We start from the raw sequence: 17,302 nt of genomic DNA on the forward strand, positions 1-17,302 counted from the left end.
TATTAATCTTGACTCAATATTACCCTCCAGAGATTGGAGCACCTCAAAATAGATTGAGTTCATTGGCTTTATCACTAAAAAGGGATAAACATAATGTTGAGATTCTTACTACTATGCCAAATTATCCCAAAAAAGAACTTTTTAAAAAATATAGAAACTTAAATTATTTAGAAGAAAAAATAAATAATATTAAAATAACAAGAACTTCTATTTATATTCCCAAAAATAAAAGAAAATTAAATTTATTGTTAATGTATTTTTCATTTGTTTTTAGCTCAATATTTCAATTTCGTATAAAAAATAAAAAATTTGATTATGTTATTTGTGAATCTCCTCCTTTATTTTTAGGTATTTCTGCTTTTTATCTTTCACTGAGATCAAAAGCCAAATTAATTTTTAATGTTTCTGATCTTTGGCCAGAATCTGCAGAAAGACTTGGAATAATAAAAAACAGAATATTTCTATTCCCAGCATATTTTCTTGAATGGTTAATTTATAAGTATGCATTTTTAGTTACCTGTCAAACAAAAGGGATTTTAAATAACATAAACAAAAGATATCCTAAGGTTAAAACTTATTGGTTTCCAAATGGATTTGATAAATCAATTTTGAAATCCAAGCGAGATAAATATTTTCCTAAAAATTTCAAAAAGAAAGGTAAGAAGCTGATTATTTATGGTGGCTTATTAGGACATGCACAAGGTTTAAAAACTATTTTAAGAGCAAAAAAATGGATAAGAAAAAATTATCCATCAATAAATAAAGGTTTAGAAATAGTTTTCATAGGAGACGGACCTGAAAAAGATGATTTGCAAAAATCAAATCAATTAATGGGAACGAATGTTACTTTTTTACCTGCTGATATCAAAAGTAAATTCATCTCTAAACTAAGGAATGCAGATGCATGTATTATTCCATTAAGGAAATTAGATATCTTTAAGGGGGCTATACCTTCTAAAATTTTTGATGCTTTAGCACTGGGTATCCCTATAATTCTTGGGGTAGATGGAGAGGCTAGAGAATTATTTATAGAAAAAGCAAATGCAGGAATTTTTTATGAGCCAGAAAATCATCAAGAATTAGCGAAAGGATTAATAAAAATTTATAATAATAAAAATCTAGAAAATAAAATATTAGGAAAAAATGGCAAAGCATTTGTTTTTAATAATTTTGATAGAGATCACTTAAACAAAAAACTAATAAATCATCTTGCGGAGAAAAATTGTTTTGCAAATTCTAATCGCTGACAAGAAAGACCTTATAGAAATTGCCAAATGCCACCAAAAGGCTTTCCCAAAATCACTTCTATCTTATTTAGGAATAAGTTCTGTTGCAAAAGTTTTAGAATGGTATCTTACTAATGAAAGAGGCATTATTTATTGTTTAAAAGATTCAGAAAATATTATTAAAGGATATTTTTGTGGAATAATTACAATTGACCAAAATTTGATAGGAGCAAATTCCAGTACCTTTAACTATGCCAAGGCCACTTTAACAATATCATTTTTAAAAAAACCATGGTTATTATTTCATCCTGAAATATTTTCAAAAATTAAAAATTTTTTAGCTTTTAGTCCAATAAACTTTTTGAAAGTATTTTATAAAAAGAGATTCAAAAAATTTGATAAGGAAAACTTTATACCTTTTATTGGGTTAGTTATAATTGGTGTAAAAGAAAAAGGGTTGGGTTATGGATCTTTATTATTAAAAGAATTCGAGAATATTTCAAGAACAATTCCAATGATTAAAAAGTTACAACTTTCTGTAAAAACTGAAAATAGAAGAGCCATTAAAGTTTATCTTAATAATGGTTGGGAGGTAGAAAAAAGCGAAAAAACATATTTTAAACTCTATAAAGTCTTATGAAGATACCTTTCTCTCCTCCTTACATCGATCAATTTGTTATTGATCAAGTTACATCTACATTAAAAAATAAATGGATAACCACTGGTCCTAAAGTAGAACTTCTTGAGAAGAAGATATCTGAATACTATGGTTTTGATTTTTGTGTTGGAGTCAATTCTTGGACAAGTGGTGCAATACTTATACTTAAGTGGCTCGGTATTAAGGAGGATGATGAAGTTATAATTCCAGCTTATACATATGCAGCAACTGCTCTAGCGATAATTCATGCTGGGGGTAAGCCAGTAATAGTAGATGTTGATAATGATTTCAATATTAATATAAATGAAATCAAGAAAAATATTAACTCTAAAACTAAAGCAATTATGGGAGTTGATATTGCTGGATATCAGGCAAAATATGGTGCAATAATTGAGATATTAAAAACTGAAGAATGTATTAGTAAATTTAGACCGAGTAATAATCTTCAAAGAAATATTGGAAGACCATTAGTAATAGCAGATTCTGCGCATTGTTTAGGAGGTAGATTCAAACCAATAGCTGATTTTCATATATTTTCTTTCCACGCAGTTAAAAACTTTACTACTGCTGAAGGAGGAATGATCGCCTCAAACTTAAAAAATTATTTCAATTTGAATGATTTGTACAAAAGGCTAAAAAGACTTACCATAAATGGGCAGACAAAAGACGCGTTTTCAAAATCCAAAGATGGTAGTTGGAAATACGATATCGTTGAGGCAGGATTAAAGTGCAATTTACCTGATATAAATGCGGCTATTGCTCTAGGTCAATTAAAAAGCAAAGAAAAAATAATCAAAAGAAGAAAAGAAATCTTTAAATTTTATCAATCATTCTTTTCAAAATTTTCTTGGTCAGAACTCCCGCCTTTTGAGGAAAAATCAAAATGCATTGAATCTTCTTGCCATATATATATGCTAAGAATAATTGGTATTAATGAAAAGAAGAGAGATTTTATAATTGATAAATTATTCGATAAAGGTATAAATGTAAATGTGCACTATATTCCTCTACCTCTTCTAACATATTTTAAAAATTTAGGATATGAAATTAAAACTACCCCAAATTCCTATAATTTGTACTCTAGAGAAATATCTCTACCAATTTATCCATCTCTTAAAGAAAAGGAGGTTTTGTATATTTGTGAGAATTTGAGATCAATCGTTGAAGAATTAATATGAAAAGTTTTTTTCTGAAAAGATTTTTTGATTTTTTACTTTCAACAATAATATTTTTGTTTACTTTCCCTTTTTTTATATTAATTTCATTTTTAATATTAACGTTTGATGGGCCACCCATATTTTATGTTCAAAAAAGAGTTGGCCTAATGGGCAAACAATTTAATATATATAAGTTCCGAACAATGAAAAATAAAAAAGAAAAAAATAGAAAATTTTATTCATTTACATTACATAAGGATAAAAGAGTTACTAAAATTGGACATTTTCTTAGAAATTTTAAATTTGATGAGTTACCTCAATTAATTAATGTTTTGAAAGGTGATATGAGTTTTGTGGGTCCCAGACCAGAATTAAAATTCTTTACTGATTTATATGATAAAAAACAAAAAGAGATCTTTTTAATAAGACCAGGTGTTACAGGTATTTCATCACTACTTTTCAGGAATGAATCTAATTTCCTAAAAGAAGAGAAAAATCCTGAATTTATTTACCGTGATTGTATCTTGCCTTTGAAATTAGAATTAGGATTAATTTATAAAAAACATTCGAATATAATTACAGATCTCAATATTATTTTGATTACGATCTTTCTTATTTTCATTAAAAAAAACTTATTAATTTCAGATTTTCTTATAAAAAAAAGTTTTAGAAAAGATATTTCAAAAATAGAAAAAAAAATTTCTAAACTTTCAATTTAGTATTTTTTAAAAATCATTTTTTAATCATCTAACTCATTAATTAAATCATTCAACTGGAAAAAAGGCATTATTTCTTTAGCAGGCGCAGAAATTATTCCTAGACCCTCTGTTAATTTAGATATAAATTTTTTACCAACGATTATAGTATCTTCATTTTGTAGCATTGGATTATTTTTTTCTGAAAGAGGCTTGTAGAAATCAACTGCTATTTTCTTAGAATTAAAAGTACCATTATTATTTTTTCTTAATAAGGAAACATTCTTACTTGATGTTTTACTTAAAAGTCCCCCTGCCTCTATTAATGCTTCATTAAACAAAGAGTTCGCCTTCATTACTATTTTGCCAGGTTTTCTTACTTCACCAACAACATAAATTGCAATTTGATCTGGTGCTAAAGTTGAATTTCCGAGTTTTCCATAAGAGGTAGAAGTATCTTCGGCTTTGTTTATTATTACTACATCTCCATCAAATAAAGTTAAATTCTGATTCTGATCACCATTAAAAATAAGCTCATAAAGATTAACCCTTGCGATTTTATAATTTTTTTCTTTACCTGGCAAAACTCTTTTAATTAAAATATTTGAAGCGTCAGAACTAACAGTTAAACCTCCTGCCTGTTTTATAACATCAGAGATTTTTGGGATAATATTATTTTCAAGTACAAGTCTTTGAGAATTTTGAGTTGCTGGAACACTTGAAGAACCAATAGTATAAAGCCCGGGACGAACAATCTCCCCAACAACTGAAACTCTAACTGGCCTCCTTTGAACTAAATTTATAGAAATAACAGGGCTAATAATATTTTTTGAAATTAACTTATGAATCTTTTTTTCTGCTTGAGTAAGAGTTAAACCATCTAAATTAGTATTTCCATAAAAGGGTATTTGAACACTTCCATCATTAAGAATATTTAAAAGACTAGAAAAATCGGGATGACCAAAAACTAATAGATTTAAAACATCTCCTGAACCAATTATATATTTATCAGTTAAATCTTCATCAAAATTATTTTCTTCATTTGCTACTAATTGATCATAAGATTTATTATCTTTAGCCAGGAGATTTGTGTTTATAGAACCTATAAAAAAATATATAAAAAAACTAACAATATATAAAATTTTTTTATTAAACTTCAACTTCATAAAAAATTCAAAAAATTTTAAGACAACTAAAAAATAATCTTAAGTCCTAATATAACAGTTATTCAAGTAATAATTATTAAATTTCACGTTTTATATCTGTTTATATTTCTCATTTATAAAGATCATTAATTTAAAAATCTGATTAAAATCAAATTGTTAGGTATCAAATAATGATAAGATCAAAGTTTATTGATCTTTAACCAAAAATAAACTAATAAGTATGGACAAAAAAGATCTAGATTTTGAAAGTAATATTGATATTGCGGATATTACTAGAACACTCACAAGAAGAAAAAAATTATTAGGATTTACAACTTTAACCGTTTTATCTTTAAGTATTTTTTTAACAACTTTACAAAGAATTTTTAATCCCTTATATTCTGCAAGTTTCACCATCCTAATTGATGATCCTATAGATAGTACAAAAGCGAAGCCAGCAGCAGGTTTTGGTGGTTCCGTATTCAATCAAGTCGCAGGTAATACGACATTTAATGATATTCCCACATTGATTGAGTTTTTAAAAAGTGATTTAATTTTAAAATCAACTGCTGATAAATATAAAATCCCAAAAGGATTACTTAGAAAAAGAATAACAATAAAAACAGGAGGCACCAAAAGAAGAGAAGCTGAAGGCGTACTTAAAGTGACTGTTTTGTCGGGAAGCAAAAACAAGACAAAAAATATAGCTACATCTCTTCAAAATGAATATATAAATGCAGCACTTACTCAGAGAAATAGGAGGTTCTCAGATGGATTAAAATTTCTTGACAAACAGGCTCCCATTTTAGAGAAACAGACACTTGAATTACAAGAAAAACTTGCTAAGTTCCGAGTAGATAATTCTATAATTGTCCCTTTTGAGGAAGTAAAAAAAAGTAAAGAATTCGAAGCTAATGCCAAGATTAAGATTCTTGATTTAAAAACTCAATTATCGCTATTAAATGAGACCAAAGAAAAAATTGAAAAAGGTGAATTAGTAACTGAAGGCTTTAACAAAATAATTGGGAAAGATACATCAAATCCTGATGGCTTAAATATTAGTAATGATAAAAGCAAACTTTATAATGAATTTAGAACTGAGTTGGCCAACAAAAGAGCTATTTATAGTCCTAAATCGCAAATAATAAAATCTTTAGAGTCAAGATTAAGAAAGATTAGTCCAGAAATCTTAAGAGAACAACTTTCAGCAATAAATTTGGCAAAAGAATTCTATACCAAAGAATTAAAAAGAATAGAACAAGAACTCAAAGAGATACAGCTTGAAAATATGAGATTACCAAATTTTATAAATGAATATGAAGATATTCAGCAAAGATTATTGATTTCAAAAGAAAATTTAACTTCTTTGATCGAAACAAGAGAACAATTTAAGCTTAAAATTGCCCAAGAAAGTTTTCCTTGGTTAATAATAAGTCCTGCTAAGGCATCAAGAAATCCAGTAAGTCCTTCTGTTCCAAGAAACCTTCTTATTGGATTATTCCTTTCAATTATTTCGGGAATTACAGCTGCTTTTGTAAGAGACAAATTCAATAACGTTTATTCAGATTACTTAGAAGCAGAGAGAGATCTGAAAATACCAAATCTTGTTACTCTTCCATATATTTCAAATTTCGAGGGTATAAAAGAAGATAAAAAATTAATGCTGGATACGCTTAATAAAGATCTCGAAAAGGATGAAGAATCTAATTTAGAAAGATTTTTCTATCAAGAAGCGATGAGAAGTCTATATACGTCTATAAGATTTTTAAAAACGGATAAGGAAATTAACTCAATTACCATTTCTAGTTCTATACCAGGCGAGGGAAAATCTTTAATAAATATTTTACTTGCCAAAACTTTATCTGATATAGGTAAAAAAGTTTTACTAATTGACTGCGATTTAAGAAAGCCACAAGTCCATACAAGACTAGGAATAAATAATACAAGTGGGCTCTCAAATCTCTTATCACTAGATGTTGAGGACTGGCGTAAAAATATTAGAAAAGTTGACAAACTTGCAAATCTTTCCGTATTAACGGCAGGCTTAATTCCACCAGATCCAATAAGACTTTTAAATTCACAAAGGATGAGGGATCTAGTTAAAGAAATTAAAGCCAGTAAAGAATTTGATTTAATTTTATTTGATACACCCCCCTTAATGGGTCTTGCTGACGCAGTTTATGTGAGCGATCTGACTGATGGCCTTTTATTAGTTGTATCAATAGGATTCGTGAATAAAGATCTCCCCAAAGAAGCAATCAAGCAACTTAATAAAAAGAATATCAAGCCAGTTGGATTTATATCAAACATTAGAAGGGAAGAAAAAGGACTAACAAAAAATCAAACTAATAATTATAGTTATAGTTACAGAGCATACGGTTCAGCTTATGCATCCCAAAATGAATCTGTAAAAGATACGAAAGAGGTGGAAAAACCCTATTTACTTAGAAAGTTGAGCGAACTAATTACTTGGCTAGATGAATAATATAAGAAAATCCCATTTTAAATTTGATTGGGTTCTCGTTGATGATATTGCTATTGGAACTGTTCCAACTAAATTAATACATCTAGAGAAACTTAAGAAAGAGGGAATTAAGGGAGTTTTAAATTTATGCGGAGAAGAAGAAGCTAAATGTATTGATAATTTAGATGATATTTTTACATTCAAAAGAGTAATTCTTCCTGATCATAGGCAAAAAAAATTGTTGACCAAAGATAACATCATTTCTGCTTTAAATGAATTAGAAAAACTAAACAAATTAGGGCCAACTTTTATTCACTGTTTAGCTTCTATGGAGAGATCCCCAATCATTTGTATGGCTTGGTTGATGAAAAAAAATGAAATGGATTGTTTCCAAGCAATGGATTATTTAATGATGGTGCATAAAGGTACTTCACCTTTAGCAGAGCAGTTTAATGTTTTAAAAAACATATAAAAATCAGGATTATTTTTTTTAAAAAACTATTTTCTTATAAAGGTTAAAGTAAAGCGCAGAAATTACTTCCATTGACCATTTGCGCAATGCTCTTTCTCTGGCCTTTCTACTCATTTCTAATCTTAAATCTTTCTCTTTAAGAATTCTATAAATTAGATCAGAAAATGAATCAGTATCAAATGGATTAGCTAATAAACCTGTTTTCTCATGATCTACAATATCTTCTAAACCGCCAGTATTAAATGCCACCACTGGGGTGCCACAAGAATGAGATTCTATTCCAACATTAGGTAAATTATCTTGTCGAGAAGAAATCACAAATAAATCTGCTGCAGAATAAATTAAACGTAAAGTAATATCGTCTTTTTGAGGACCTAAAAACTGATATTTTAAAAATGGTTTAGATTTTTCAAAAGGATTTGAATCTCCAAAAATTAATAATTCAAAATTTTCATTTTCATTATTTATAAATTTTTGTTGAAGTTTATTTATAGATTTAATAAATAAATCAACACCTTTTCTGTATGAAGATTTACCTGAACTAGACATGTAAAGAATCATCAATTTATTAGGATCTAGATTTAATGATTTTTTTGCTAAGGTTTTATTTATTGGAATCCAAAAATTGACGTCAATAGGATTAGGAATTACATTAGTTGACCAATTTTGCATAAGGGCGCTTTTTTTTACGCAATTTTCCATCCACTTACTTGGACAAACAATATTCATTTTTTTTCTCCAGAGTCTCTTTTTCTTAAGCCATATAGTTCTGTTTAAATCATTGATATTTTCCAGAGCTTCTAAATCAGACTTTAAATATCCAGATATAAATCTTTCTTCTTCATTTATAGTTCTACCAAAATAATTAGAATTTGAATAGTGCTCAGTACCACAAAAAGGCCACTGATCATGCAAAGTCCAAACTATAGGGGGCTTTAATTTACCAATTTCGGATATTGAAATAGTATTATCACCGAGCCAATGCAGATTAACTATATCTATTTTCTTTGATTCATATAAATTATTTATTTCTTTACCTAATCCAGTATTTATTAGACAAGTTGATAATCCCGTTTGAGTAGTTGGCTTAAAGCCTAGTTTGAAAAATAAAGTCAAATATGGATGCAATTTTCTTTGTAATTTATTTTGGTATATTGGTGCACCTCCTTTTATGTCATTATCATTAGTCGTTTTCTTAATAACTCGCATTTTTGAATCAATTAATATTTTATCTAATTTGCCAAATGAGCTATTGATCCTATATGAAGCCTTTGCTGCTCCACCTGAATTATCATTTGAATTTAAATGTAAAACCTTTAACATAGTTTCGATTAAAGACTAATTTTTGATATCTAAGTAAACCTAAATTAAATTGCATAATGGTTTATGTTAAATTTATTTTATGAAAAAAAATTTATTAATAAATTCTAAATAATTATTAATTAATAAATTTTATTTTATACAAACTTATTATCATTCGATTTTGAATAAAAATATTGGTTCAAATTTATTTTGGATTTATTTTAGAGAAAGTTCTACTATCTTCCTAAAAGTTATAGTTTTAGCAATATTATCTAGAAATGTAGCAATATCAGATTTTGGGTTATTAGCAATTGCGAGTATATTTATAAGATTTTTTAGTATCATCTGCCTCAAAACTATAGATAGTTATGTAATTTTTGTAAAAGAAAAAGAAGATTTCCAAGAAAAATTAAACTCAGCTTTTTGGTTAGATGTTTTATTAGGGATAACTTGTTTTCTTTTTCTTATTTTATTTCTTCCATATTATTTAAAAGCCTATGATTCAGTTGTTATTTATAAAAAACTAGAATTAGTTGTTATTGTATTAGCAATTCAAATACCATTAGACTCGCTATATAGAGTTCCAGATGCAATATTATCAAAAAATTTCAAATTAAAACAAATACAAATTAGAGATACATGTATAAAAACATTTACTTCTCTACTTTCAATCTTAATGGCATTAAATGGTAATGGAATCTGGAGTCTGGTAATTCCTGTCATTTGCACATCATCATTAAAAGTGGTGACATCTTACATAACAAATAATTGGAGACCTAAACTATATATAAACTTTAAACACTTTGGTGAAATAATAAAATACTCAATAAGTATTATTGGAGCAAACCTTACTAGTCTTATTATTAATGAAGGGGATACTTTAATTATTGGTAAATTTCTTGGAACAGAACTATTAGGTATATACAATTTCAGTTGGCAGACTTCGAATATTGTAAAAAGAACAATCTCAGGTGGGATTAGCGGATTATCTTTGCCTATTTTAAGTAAATCCAATCATGATTTTAAAAAACTAACTGATGATTTTATCTATATATCAAGAATAATTGTAATTACATCAGCTCCAATAATCATTACTATTGCTATCCTTTCTGACAATTTAATATTAAGTCTATATGGTGAAAAATGGACTAAGAGTATAGTACCGTTATTAATATTGAGTTTTACTCAATTAAGATTGCTTTCAACAAGTCAAATTATATTTCTAAATCAATCAATTGGTAAGCCTTTTATTAATTTTAAACTTAATTTATATTGTGCACCACTTTATTTAATTTCAATATTTTTTGCAACAAGATATGGAATAATATGCGTTGCATTAACAGGAACAATAGTAAGAATATTATTTTGCATAGTAAGTTGGAAAATAACAGCGAACCTTTTAAAAGAAAATTTTTATATTTTAATTCGCAAAATTTATAGTCCCTTAAAATTAGCTTTTACAAACGGTTTGTTATTACTAATAATTAAATTGAATTTAATAAACTTTATAAAAAATGATCTAATGATTCTTATCTCAGGCACGATAATATCTATGGTTATTACATTTCTTCTTATAAATTTCATATTCAAAGATATAAAATCAGATTTAATAAGATCATTTAAAATTATTTTGCCAAGAAATATTTTTAACAAAATTTTAATTAAATAAAATATCATGAAATCTATAAAATGGGATAAGATTGAAATTACAGATAAGACTATAGAAAAAAAATACAATAAATATTTGATATTCGAACCTAAAAACAGGAATGAGTTAATAGAAACTAAGGAATTTTTAGAAAAACATATTTCAATTGAAATATGTTTAATAATATTAAATCTTGATTTAGTTAGATTTTTGAATACTTTTCCAAAAACATTTAAAAATGTGAAAACATTTTTGATTTATTATCCTTTAATGAAAGATAATTTTTCCAATAATGATTCTTTCGAAATATCTAGTTTTTTAAGTAGAATAGCCAATCAAAAAGGCATTAAATCCAATTACTTAAATGATTTCTATAACAAGAAGGGTTATGAATTATTACTTAACCAGAAAAATATCGATAATAAAATAAAAAAATATATGCTAAGCGAATTTAACTTAATAAAGTTCTCAAATAAAAAGATATTAAAAAATATTGAATCAGAAATGAGCTCAATCATAAATAAAGGAATCTCTAATAATATGCATAAGTTTATTAATTTTCCAGTAGAACAAAAAACCTATCGAAAATTAAAATTATACATATACAAAGTAATCTATTCGCTTAGAAATATTATTAATAAAATCAACTTCTCAGTAATAATATCTCGCAAAAAAAAATCAACTAATCCTAGAAAATGGAAAAATGTTCTTATTACTGGATGGTATGGAACTGAAACAACAGGAGATAAAGCAATATTAGGAGAAATTATAAATAGAATCCAGTTCTATAATCCTGAAATGAAAATAAAAATTTCGACAATAGATTTGCTTTTAAGTTGGCAAACAAGAATTGAAATGAATTTAAATGTTGAATTCATTAATATTACTGAAATGAGTAATTTTATTAAAAATTCTCAAATTGATTCTTTAATTTTAGGGGGTGGTCCAATAATGTATACAAGATTCCTAAAAGAAATTAGTGAATGTTTTAGAATTTCGCAATTAAAAAAAATGAATAACATTATTTTTGGATGTGGAATTGGACCAATAAAAAATAAAAATACTGAAAATATTATTAAAAAAATTTTTAATAATACTGATAAAGCAATTTTTAGAGATAAAGAAAGTCACGATTTAGCTATTAGATTTGGTTTAGAAAGTGAAAAGTCCTATATAGGTTGCGATCCTGCACTTAAATATATAAAAGATATTTCTGAAAATTTTGGAAAGTCAGGTAAGGTCAAAACCACTTCTTTGCTTATAAGAGAGCCAACTAAAGAATATAATTTTCATGATTTAGATTCATTTGCGATAAGTAAAGAAATGATTAAACAATTATTTTCTAAATATTTTTTAGATCATATTGCTCGTCCTATTTCTATGCATATGTATTTTAGAGGAATAGATGACAGATGCATTAATAATAATATTGTTAAAGAATTAAATAAATCAGATTATTATAATTCCTATGAATATAAAGATATTTTTTCAATTATAAAAGAAATAAAAAACTCAGACTTAACAATAGTTATGAGATACCATGCACATATATTTTCTCTTGGTTTAGGAGTACCTTTTTTAAGCGTTGACTATACTGGAAAATCTGGAAAAATTAAAAATTTACTTAGATCGATAAAAATGGAAGATTATATTATAAGTGATAAATTATTTAATAAAAATATTATTGAGGAATTATTAAGTGAAGATCATACAAATAAATTAGTTAAGAAAAGGGATGAATTAGTAAATAAACTTGTCACTTGCTACGATAAAATTTGGGGTTCTTAGGAAATATTTAAAATTTATTTTATATGATTTAAGATGAAATCAAAAATCAAAAAAGATCCATTAGTCAGCATTATTACCCCATCATTTAATGATGCTGAATTCATTTTGGACAACATAAAAAGTGTCAAAAATCAAAATTGGAAGAATATTGAACATATAATATTCGATGGCAAATCAACTGATAAAACATTAAGTATATTAAAAAAATCAAAAGATATAATATGGTTTAGTGAAAAAGATTCCGGACAAAGCAATGCTATAAATAAGGCCTTAAAACTGGTTAAAGGAGAATATATAGGTTGGTTAAATTCAGATGATAGTTACAATCATCATGCTATTAAAAGGTCAATAAATTTTCTAGAAAATAATAAAGATATTGATTTAATTTATACTGATGTAAATATTATTAATAAGAATAATAAAGTTTTTGGGGTTAGCAAAGGTAGGGAGTTCAGTCTTGAAAATCTATTAGTTAATAACCCTATTAAACAGCCGGGAGTTTTTTTTAGAAGAAATATTCTTGATGAAATCGAGGGTTTAAATGAAAATCTTCATTATGTTATGGATAGATACTTTTGGTTAAAAATCTTTTATAAAAATAAATCAATCAAATATATTCCTTATTGGATAAATGCAAATTTCCGACTAATAGAGGGAACGAAATCATATGATTCAATAGATAAATTTAAAGACGAATGGATAAGTGTTTTAGAAAATAGTGAAGAATGTAAATTTTATAAAAAAACAAAGGGTAATTTAATTAACAGGGCAATAAATAAAACAAAATCATCAAAATATATGTACCTAATGAATAAAAACTTAACTAAAAAAAATCTTTTTTTTGCTTTAGTTTATTTTATTAAATGTATTTATCACAATATTTATATTTTAAATAATTTAGGTTTTTATAAATTAATTTATAGAAGTTTTGTAAAGGGCGAATATAACCCTTCCCAAAAATACTTAAAGTAAATCTAAAATTTAAACTAATTAATTATTTAAATGTCTTCTCATTTTCCTCTATTGAATTTGAAAAATTAATGCTAAATAACCATATGCAAGCAAAAGAAATTACAAGAATTTCACCACATTCTTCAAATAGAATAAGAAAAATAGTTATCAATCGAATTAGAAAATCTGACTTTATTGGAATCCATCTATACCAATTAGCTCCAATTAAATCGATTAACAAACCAAAAAATGCTAGCGAAAAGAATATAGTAAAATTTTATTTAATAAATTTTTTTATTGTATATTTACTTTTTTTTATAAATTGGAATTAGTGTTGTGGCTAATACAAAAAAACAATAGCCCAGTAAGACCATTCTCCAAAGTCTTTAACTCGTATAATTTGCTGATCTGAAATAAAATTAGATTCAAAAAGGTTCGATAAATATAAACCTAAAAATCCGTCATGAATTCTAAAAACATCATCTATAAATAAATATAGATAAATTAAAGAAATATAAAATCCTTCCCAATACTTTTTAGAAATAATCCAACTTGAGGAAAGTATAAAACACCATAAAAGTAAAATATATTGAAAATGTTCAAAATAACCGCCATCGAAATCAAGTTGAAGCATTCTATATGAGATTAATGGAGATAATTTATATAAAGGAAATATTGATCTAATTAACTCTAAATTAAATAACCCTGAAGCTAGCACTATGAACCAAGCTGAAACATGCACTATCACAGTACTTATGACTAAAAGAGAAAAAAGTTTTACAACCTTTTTTATGCTTTTATTTTTAATATTATGGAAGAAATCTATAATGTTGATTTGAAGATGAAATTCATAACAAAATATCAGAAAAAAGTAGCAATCAATTTGGCAACAAGTCAAATGCCATCACTATTCGATCAAAATCTGAAGTGAAAGGGATTGTTCTATGATGAAGAGAAGAGGGGAACAAAACTATATCTCCTGCCTCTGGTCGATGTATTAATTTTGGGGAGTTGATATTGGAATAATTCCTACCATTTAAACTAAATTCAATTGCCCCCTCATTCATTCCAAGTGGAGGTACAACCTTCAAGTAGATAACTCCACTTAGCCATCCAGCAGGATGTATATGTGCTTCTTGATATCCTTGCTTTTTAAGAATTACATGCCACGCTTTTAAATTCCTATTGGAGGGCCATTTTTGAATATAGGAACATAATTCTTTTTCAAACTTTAAATAATAAGCATCTAATTCATTTAAAATAATAGATTTAAGAATTGAGATATTTTTAGATGGGTTGGAAAATAAATTAATATGCACTGGAGTTTGAAAGCCTCCATGAGTTGCCTTTTTGTGAGGCTCCCAAATAGTTTTAATACTATCCAGTTCATTAATTATTTTTTTTATAAATTCTGCATAGTCTTTATGATGAAATTTTAGATTTGAAAAATATAAAAATTTTAGCGGGTTTCTGCAAAAATTATTTGAGGTATCTTTCTTTTCTTGTTCTGAAATAAATGAAGAAAAAGCAGCCAATCTTATATTTGTATCATCCAATTTAGAAGTTTTTTCAATTTTCTTGTAGACCTCATCAATTCTTCCTAATGCATAAAGGGTTTCTAAGGTACATGCCCTTGATCGCTTGGTATCACAAGACTCTGCATCTTTCAATGCCAAATCAAACTTTCCTTGATCAAAAAATAATAACCATCTATTCATTATTGCATCAGTGAATTTTGGTTTCAGTTCAATAGCTTTACAGTATGAAAATTCTGCTTCTTTTAATTTGCCAAGATCTTTCATTATGTTTCCTAGATTGGAATATGCCTGGGCGTAATCAGGTTTTATTTCAATAGCTTTACAGTATGAAAATTCTGCTTCTTTTAATTTGCCAAGATCTTTCATTATGTTTCCTAGATTGAAATATGCCTGGGCGTAATCAGGTTTTATTTCAATAGCTTTGCGGAATGAAAATTCTGCTTCTTTTAATTTGCCAAGATCTTTCAATATGATTCCCATATTAGAATATGCTTGAGCGTAATCAGGTTTTATTTCAATAGCTTTGCGGAATAAAGCTTCTGCTTCTTTTAATTTGCCAAGATCTTTCAATATGATCCCAAAATTAGAAAAAACCCTATGATCATTAAAACCTTGGTTAATGAAATATTGATAAAGTTTAGCTGCTTCTAAAATTTTTCCTTTTGAATGAAATTGAAATGCCTGTTTAATTATTTGCTGTTTAGAAGGTTTGGAAAGGTTATTTGAGTTAAAACTATTATTTTCTTTAATTACTCCCAGAGAAGACGAAACTGATAATTTTTCAAAATCAGAGCCAATTTCCTCTTTATTTTTTTTACTCTCTCTCATATAGTATTTCTTTAAGGATCTACTAATTAGAATTATAACTTGATTGAAGTTTTAATTATGAAAAGATATTGCATGTTTTAAATAAGTATCAGGTTATCGCTAGTTAAGGAGAAATAATTAATTCAGATCACTTATGTCTTAGCCTTTTTTATTGAAATATGCCCGCAAAGTTGTGCTTATAAGATTAACTTACATACAACTTACATATTCATAAAAACTAATCTCAAGAAAACGATGCCTGGGAAACTATTTTATAACTGCATTTTTTAAGTGGAGCCAAGGGGATTTGAACCCCTGACCCCCTGCATGCCATGCAGGTGCTCTACCAGCTGAGCTATGGCCCCAAATCTCAAAACGTTATTCATATCAATCAATCTAGAGATTTCTTATGTAACGTCCTTAATTCCTATAATACTTTATAGTGTTTGATTATTGAAATCTGCACCTTAAAATACACCTAGAGATTTATAAGTTGTATCACCCTCTTTAGGTCTATATAAGTTCTATTGAACCTATCCTAACCACCAGTACAGAAACGAACCGCATCAGCTGTTGGTGAATCTGTTGCTTTAATTTCTTCAACACATTCATTAAAGAACTTTGATTCTTTTTTTAATGTGTAAAAACCCAGTGCAATCGCTACTAACGCAAAAGCTGATACAACTGATGAACATAGTTGTATAAATCCATAAGTAAGCATAGCTTTATTATTTTTAAAATCATTTTTTGTATCTTTCTTTTTATTAGTCATTGTTATTAAAAAATAATCAAATATATTCTAAAATATTTGAAGAATATAATCACTAATCTCTAAAATAATAAAAATCCAATTAGGTATTTATTAATGACTTATAGGTTTAAAAAGATAATTATTGAAGTTAGATAGATAATATTGCAGATGTTGGAAAATTAAATTTTAATTTTCCTTTCAATTCAATTAACTGAACAACTACAGCTAAACCAGTAATAATTTTCTTTTGTGATTTAAGTAGCTTAGCTACACAACCGACAGTTCCGCCTGTTGCTAATAAATCGTCCACTATTGCAAATGAAGAAAAATCCCTAATTCCATCTTTTTGTATACATAATGTATTTTGCCCATATTCAAGATTATAAGAAGAGGAAATCAACTCTCCAGGTAACTTTCCAGGCTTTCGAGCAAGAACCAAAGGTTTTTGTAGTTTTAAGGCAATTCCAGAGCCAAAGATAAAACCTCTCGCATCTATAGCAATAATTGCATCAGATTTTTTAAAAAAATCAAAATCAGACATTTTTTCAATCAAACATGAAAAATTATCTGGGCTTCTAAGTATTGGTAAAACATCCTTATATTTAATTCCTTTTTTAGGAAAATCATTATGTGTCTCAATTAATTCGTGAAAATCCATAATAAAAGATTTTTAATTAAAATTCTAAGAATACACTTTAAT

General features: G+C 26.9%; 15 protein-coding genes and 1 tRNA gene. 9 read left to right on the forward strand and 7 right to left on the reverse strand.

What is annotated here, in order from left to right:
* Window positions 1-8: 8 nt before the first annotated feature.
* The 4 genes from JJ844_01040 to JJ844_01055 are packed head-to-tail and all read left to right on the forward strand — an operon-like array spanning window position 9 to window position 3,760.
* Complete coding sequence (locus JJ844_01040) at window positions 9-1,247, forward strand: glycosyltransferase family 4 protein (protein MBO6974264.1); 1,239 nt, start codon at window positions 9-11, stop codon at window positions 1,245-1,247.
* A complete protein-coding gene (locus JJ844_01045) occupies window positions 1,228-1,866 on the forward strand; it encodes a hypothetical protein (protein ID MBO6974265.1) in 639 nt (212 codons plus the stop codon). The genes JJ844_01040 and JJ844_01045 overlap by 20 nt, the downstream gene beginning before the upstream one ends.
* Entirely contained in the window at window positions 1,863-3,062 is a 1,200-nt protein-coding gene (locus JJ844_01050; GenBank protein ID MBO6974266.1) for a DegT/DnrJ/EryC1/StrS aminotransferase family protein, read from the forward strand. The genes JJ844_01045 and JJ844_01050 overlap by 4 nt, the downstream gene beginning before the upstream one ends.
* Window positions 3,059-3,760, forward strand: a complete 702-nt coding sequence (locus tag JJ844_01055) for a sugar transferase (GenBank protein ID MBO6974267.1) — start codon at window positions 3,059-3,061, stop codon at window positions 3,758-3,760. Before JJ844_01050 ends, JJ844_01055 begins: the two co-directional genes overlap by 4 nt.
* Window positions 3,761-3,780: 20 nt before the next feature.
* Here the strand turns inward: JJ844_01055 and JJ844_01060 are convergent, their stop codons facing one another.
* Window positions 3,781-4,902, reverse strand: a complete 1,122-nt coding sequence (locus JJ844_01060; GenBank protein MBO6974268.1) for a polysaccharide biosynthesis/export family protein — start codon at window positions 4,900-4,902, stop codon at window positions 3,781-3,783.
* Between the two features lie 220 nt (window positions 4,903-5,122).
* Here JJ844_01060 and JJ844_01065 point away from each other — a divergent pair, with 220 nt between their 5' ends.
* Window positions 5,123-7,366, forward strand: a complete 2,244-nt coding sequence (locus JJ844_01065) for a polysaccharide biosynthesis tyrosine autokinase (protein ID MBO6974269.1) — start codon at window positions 5,123-5,125, stop codon at window positions 7,364-7,366.
* Window positions 7,359-7,817: a dual specificity protein phosphatase family protein gene (locus tag JJ844_01070; protein ID MBO6974270.1), complete on the forward strand. Its 459-nt coding sequence runs from the start codon at window positions 7,359-7,361 to the stop codon at window positions 7,815-7,817. Before JJ844_01065 ends, JJ844_01070 begins: the two co-directional genes overlap by 8 nt.
* A gap of 18 nt (window positions 7,818-7,835) precedes the next feature.
* Here the strand turns inward: JJ844_01070 and JJ844_01075 are convergent, their stop codons facing one another.
* Window positions 7,836-9,140, reverse strand: a complete 1,305-nt coding sequence (locus JJ844_01075) for a glycosyltransferase (GenBank protein MBO6974271.1) — start codon at window positions 9,138-9,140, stop codon at window positions 7,836-7,838.
* A gap of 160 nt (window positions 9,141-9,300) precedes the next feature.
* Here JJ844_01075 and JJ844_01080 point away from each other — a divergent pair, with 160 nt between their 5' ends.
* The 3 genes from JJ844_01080 to JJ844_01090 are packed head-to-tail and all read left to right on the forward strand — an operon-like array spanning window position 9,301 to window position 13,527.
* Window positions 9,301-10,788 carry an oligosaccharide flippase family protein gene (locus JJ844_01080; GenBank protein ID MBO6974272.1) on the forward strand — a complete coding sequence of 496 codons (1,488 nt, stop codon included), beginning with the start codon at window positions 9,301-9,303 and terminating at the stop codon, window positions 10,786-10,788.
* A 6-nt stretch (window positions 10,789-10,794) separates the two neighbouring features.
* Window positions 10,795-12,555 (forward strand): polysaccharide pyruvyl transferase family protein, encoded by a 1,761-nt coding sequence (locus tag JJ844_01085; GenBank protein MBO6974273.1) that lies wholly within the window; start codon window positions 10,795-10,797, stop codon window positions 12,553-12,555.
* A gap of 33 nt (window positions 12,556-12,588) precedes the next feature.
* Entirely contained in the window at window positions 12,589-13,527 is a 939-nt protein-coding gene (locus JJ844_01090; GenBank protein MBO6974274.1) for a glycosyltransferase, read from the forward strand.
* A gap of 319 nt (window positions 13,528-13,846) precedes the next feature.
* Here the strand turns inward: JJ844_01090 and JJ844_01095 are convergent, their stop codons facing one another.
* From JJ844_01095 to JJ844_01115, 5 genes are all read right to left on the reverse strand, one after another.
* Window positions 13,847-14,248, reverse strand: coding sequence for a hypothetical protein (locus JJ844_01095; protein ID MBO6974275.1), 402 nt, complete (start codon window positions 14,246-14,248; stop codon window positions 13,847-13,849).
* Window positions 14,249-14,384: 136 nt separating this feature from the next.
* Entirely contained in the window at window positions 14,385-15,872 is a 1,488-nt protein-coding gene (locus JJ844_01100) for a tetratricopeptide repeat protein (protein MBO6974276.1), read from the reverse strand.
* A 271-nt stretch (window positions 15,873-16,143) separates the two neighbouring features.
* Window positions 16,144-16,216, reverse strand: a tRNA-Ala gene (locus JJ844_01105).
* Between the two features lie 173 nt (window positions 16,217-16,389).
* Entirely contained in the window at window positions 16,390-16,623 is a 234-nt protein-coding gene (locus tag JJ844_01110) for a hypothetical protein (protein ID MBO6974277.1), read from the reverse strand.
* 127 nt (window positions 16,624-16,750) lie between these two features.
* Window positions 16,751-17,260 (reverse strand): adenine phosphoribosyltransferase, encoded by a 510-nt coding sequence (locus JJ844_01115; protein ID MBO6974278.1) that lies wholly within the window; start codon window positions 17,258-17,260, stop codon window positions 16,751-16,753.
* Window positions 17,261-17,302: the final 42 nt, after the last annotated feature.

This window comes from Prochlorococcus marinus CUG1435 (genome assembly GCA_017644375.1).
In the GTDB taxonomy this organism is placed as follows: domain Bacteria; phylum Cyanobacteriota; class Cyanobacteriia; order PCC-6307; family Cyanobiaceae; genus Prochlorococcus_A; species Prochlorococcus_A marinus_AH.

Bases quoted from the DNA above. Each gene is read 5' to 3' on its own strand.
- JJ844_01050 (MBO6974266.1), top strand. From the start codon at position 1,863: ATGAAGATACCTTTCTCTCCTCCTTACATCGATCAATTTGTTATTGAT.
- JJ844_01055 (MBO6974267.1), top strand. From the start codon at position 3,059: ATGAAAAGTTTTTTTCTGAAAAGATTTTTTGATTTTTTACTTTCAACA.
- JJ844_01060 (MBO6974268.1), bottom strand. From the start codon at position 4,902: ATGAAGTTGAAGTTTAATAAAAAAATTTTATATATTGTTAGTTTTTTT.
- JJ844_01065 (MBO6974269.1), top strand. From the start codon at position 5,123: ATGGACAAAAAAGATCTAGATTTTGAAAGTAATATTGATATTGCGGAT.
- JJ844_01070 (MBO6974270.1), top strand. From the start codon at position 7,359: ATGAATAATATAAGAAAATCCCATTTTAAATTTGATTGGGTTCTCGTT.
- JJ844_01075 (MBO6974271.1), bottom strand. From the start codon at position 9,140: ATGTTAAAGGTTTTACATTTAAATTCAAATGATAATTCAGGTGGAGCA.
- JJ844_01085 (MBO6974273.1), top strand. From the start codon at position 10,795: ATGAAATCTATAAAATGGGATAAGATTGAAATTACAGATAAGACTATA.
- JJ844_01090 (MBO6974274.1), top strand. From the start codon at position 12,589: ATGAAATCAAAAATCAAAAAAGATCCATTAGTCAGCATTATTACCCCA.
- JJ844_01100 (MBO6974276.1), bottom strand. From the start codon at position 15,872: ATGAGAGAGAGTAAAAAAAATAAAGAGGAAATTGGCTCTGATTTTGAA.
- JJ844_01110 (MBO6974277.1), bottom strand. From the start codon at position 16,623: ATGACTAATAAAAAGAAAGATACAAAAAATGATTTTAAAAATAATAAA.
- JJ844_01115 (MBO6974278.1), bottom strand. From the start codon at position 17,260: ATGGATTTTCACGAATTAATTGAGACACATAATGATTTTCCTAAAAAA.